Source organism: Tabrizicola sp. (assembly GCF_051645465.1).
GTDB lineage: Bacteria > Pseudomonadota > Alphaproteobacteria > Rhodobacterales > Rhodobacteraceae > Tabrizicola.
On the sequence record NZ_JBOFBI010000335.1, the window covers coordinates 1 to 3,175 of the forward strand.

Sequence of the window (3,175 nt, forward strand, 5' to 3'; positions counted from 1 at the left end):
GGTGATCGACCGGGCGATCAAGGTCTGGCCGCTTCTGGACGGGTTCCTCGCCGAGCCTGCCCCGGCGAGCGGTGTCGAGGGGAGCTTTGAGCGGCTCCGGGCCTGCCTCAAGGACTAGGGTCTGGGGGCCGCAAAGGCCTTCGGTCTGGCGGGTGGGGGAAACATGGGCACTGTGCCCAGATTTTCCGAGGCAAGGGAATCAATGGGTTGGCGGTGCGCAGTAACGTTTTGGTAAGAAATCCGTCGCGGCCCACCTGCCTGTCTGAGCGCGCGCCATTCCGTTCTGACTAGCGCAAGGGGGAGGCGCTGGGCTATCGCGCGCGCGGGCCTTCGATCGGCTCTATCGCCGCAGAAGCGTCAAGGCTGTCGCGGCAGGTGAGCTTGCACCGATCTGACCCTGCACCTCGGACTGCAGAAGGAAGCGGCGGACAAGGGCTTCCATCTTCCCGGGGTCGCGGAACTGGCTGATGTTCGGCGAGCCGAAAGCAGCCTCGGTCTTCGCCTTCAGGACCGAGACCTGCTGGTCGATGTCGATGGACGAGAAGCTCTTCGGCAGGCCAAGCGCTGTCTGCATCACGTCGCGCAACGGCGCACTGCCAAGGATCGAGTACCACTTGGCCGTTTCGCTGGTGTTCCTCACCGCAAGCGCCGGAATCTCGCGTTCTGCGTTCATTGCCAGGCGGTAGGTGTTGTTCTGATTGCCAACGGCGGTCTCGAACGTGCGGGTCCTGAACTGTGCCAGAATCTCGTCCGGGAAGGTCGAAATCCTGGTCCGGGGGACCGAGTAGTCGCCATAGCCGAAGGCCGCCGAGAATTTCTGGTACTGCTTGTCGGCCAGCTTGTTCGCAAGACTGCCTTCTTTCAGCGTGCCGCCTTCGAGGATCTTCTGGATGAACGCCTTGTTGTTGACATCGCCCTCCAGCCCGAAGGCCGTGAGGGCGATGCGCAGAAGCCGTTTGTCGCTGACGAGCTTCTCGGCGGTGTCGGCCTTGCCGATCTTGTCGCGGAAGTAGGCCTCGTCCCGGCTCTGGGCCGGAATGGACTGCTGCACGGCCTGCTGCCGCACCATCGTCCGCTTCAGGAACCCCCAGCCGGTGTAGCCCGTCAGCGGCAGGACCGGCTGGAAGCTCATGCCCGGCCGGCGGCGAAGAGCCGCTCCTCCCGTGGCAGAAGACTGCGGAGCGCCTTCAGGACCTGGTAGTGCTGGTTCTCCATCACCGCGCGGCTGGCGAGGGTCAGCTGCGTGCGGCTGTCATAGTCTGTCAGCACCTGGCTCAGCTGTTCGATTCCGCGAAGAAGCTGATGCTTCGCGTCTTCGGGGTCAGTGTCGCCGGAAAGCACCAGTTGCGCCACATAGCAGACCCGCCGGACGGGGGTGTTCACCTCCTCGGGGTGGATCGCGTCGCGCAGGCGCAGGATGTTGGCGTTGGGTGTCATGATCGCAAGGCGGGACCGCTTTTCGCCGTTTTCGATCACCGCACCGTTGATCAGCACGCGTTCATGCGGACCAAGCTTGAGGACAAGGCCGCTCATGTCGCACCCCCGTCACCGCGCAGGCCGCGCATCACGGCCATGTTGATGTCGGTCAGAACCTCGACGCTGGCTGTGTCGTCCAGAACGGCGCGACTGTGCTTGGCGGTGAATTCGTAGAGATAGAAAAGCCTTGCACGAAGGGCGGCGGGCAGGCCGTTGCCAGGAGTCGCCACATCGGACGCAAGCGTCGACCAGAGCTTGGTATTGTCGGTCACCGCGCGGACAAGGCCGGGAAAGTCGCTGGCCCGGTTGGCCCACGCGGCGCGCAAGCGCTGGGTCACGTGGGCAAGAAGATCGTATTCGACCGAGCGGAGCGAGCGGGTCGGGGCCTCGCGCTGGGCATAGCTTATCGGCGCATGAATGGTCATGGGGTGTCCATCTGTTCGGGGCTAGGGGGTAAGTTGGGCCGCGGAGATCCCCCCGCGGCCCGGAACGCTTAGCGGAACAAGGACAGAAGACCCTGGGGCTGCTGGTTGGCGATCGACAGGGCCTGGGTCGCAAGCTGCTGCTGGACTTGCAGCGCCTGCAGCCGGGCCGAGGCTTCCTCCATGTTGGTATCGACCATCGCGCCGATCCCGGTCTTGAGCGAGTCGGTCAGGCTGCCGACAAACTCATTCTGGATGTCGATCCGCTTTTGCGACGAACCGAACGCGGCGGCAGAGTCGATCGAGGTTTGCAGCATGCCTTCGATCGCCTGAAGCGCACTTGCCGGTGCCGTCGTCACGTCGATCGAGTTCAGCCCCGAAAGCCCGCCCGTCCCCCGCGTTGCCGAAGCCGAGATCGCGGTCGACTGGTTGGTGTTGTTCGCCACCGTCAGCGTTCCCGCCGACAGGGACAGGGTGAAGTCGGTGTCGGACAGGCCATTCGAGGTCAGCGAGTTTTTCAGGCCCGCCACGAGCGCGTCACTGGTATCACCGTCCTGAACCACATAGCTGCCCGATACCGAACCGACGTTGAGCGTGATCGAGTCGCCCGCGATCAGCGCAGTCGTCGTTGCCGGGTTTGCCGTCGGCGCGTTGGAAGCCAGCGCCCCGCCGCCGCCCTGGAAGGCGAAGCCGTTCAGCGTGACGGGGGTACCGGTGACCACGTTGGCCGCTGAAAGCGTGCCGCCGCCGGCCGTCAGGGCAGCGCCCGCATCCGTCGACAGGTTCTGCGCCTGCACCGTGATGTTGCTGGACGTGACGCCAGTCTGGCTGCGGTCAAGCGAAGAGAGCACGTTCACAGAGGTTTGCGAGCCGTCAACCAGGTTCAGCCCGTTGAACTGGGCCGCGCCCACGACCGATTCGACCTGTTCGCGCAGCGCCACGATATCGGTCTGGATCTTGCTGCGGTCGACATTCTCGGCCTGGGCTGCAACGATCTTGCCCTTCATCTCGGTCAGAAGCTTGGTCACGGATTCCGAGGCCTGGCGGGCGACGGTCAGGGTGGCGGACCCGACAGAAAGGCTGTCAGAGATGCCCTTGAAGCCCTCGACATCCGATTCCATCACTTTGGAAATCGCCCAGACGGCAGCATTGTCCTTGGCGGTGGCGACCGACTTGCCGGTCGCGATATCGGCCTGGGTCTTGTTCAGGTTGGCGTTGATGCCCTTCATCGTCTGCAGGGCAACCATCGCGCTGGTATTGGTCAGGATCGACGACAT

At 64.1% G+C, this 3,175-nt stretch carries 4 protein-coding genes; all 4 read right to left on the minus strand.

The window, feature by feature from the left end; all coding sequences use genetic code 11:
• Window positions 1–340: 340 nt before the first annotated feature.
• Window positions 341–1,132: a DUF1217 domain-containing protein gene (locus ACRCSW_RS21435; RefSeq protein ID WP_438707684.1), complete on the minus strand. Its 792-nt coding sequence runs from the start codon at window positions 1,130–1,132 to the stop codon at window positions 341–343.
• Window positions 1,129–1,533, minus strand: a complete 405-nt coding sequence (gene flbT, locus ACRCSW_RS21440; RefSeq protein ID WP_438707685.1) for a flagellar biosynthesis repressor FlbT — start codon at window positions 1,531–1,533, stop codon at window positions 1,129–1,131. The genes ACRCSW_RS21435 and flbT overlap by 4 nt, the downstream gene beginning before the upstream one ends.
• Window positions 1,530–1,901, minus strand: a complete 372-nt coding sequence (gene flaF / locus ACRCSW_RS21445) for a flagellar biosynthesis regulator FlaF (protein ID WP_438707686.1) — start codon at window positions 1,899–1,901, stop codon at window positions 1,530–1,532. The genes flbT and flaF overlap by 4 nt, the downstream gene beginning before the upstream one ends.
• A 68-nt stretch (window positions 1,902–1,969) precedes the next feature.
• Window positions 1,970–3,175 (minus strand): flagellin N-terminal helical domain-containing protein (locus ACRCSW_RS21450; RefSeq protein WP_438707687.1); only part of this gene is annotated, 1,206 nt, incomplete at its 5' end.

Coding starts and splice junctions, on each gene's coding strand:
- ACRCSW_RS21435 (WP_438707684.1), bottom strand. CDS start 1,132: ATGAGCTTCCAGCCGGTCCTGCCGCTGACGGGCTACACCGGCTGGGGG.
- flaF (WP_438707686.1), bottom strand. CDS start 1,901: ATGACCATTCATGCGCCGATAAGCTATGCCCAGCGCGAGGCCCCGACC.
- flbT (WP_438707685.1), bottom strand. CDS start 1,533: ATGAGCGGCCTTGTCCTCAAGCTTGGTCCGCATGAACGCGTGCTGATC.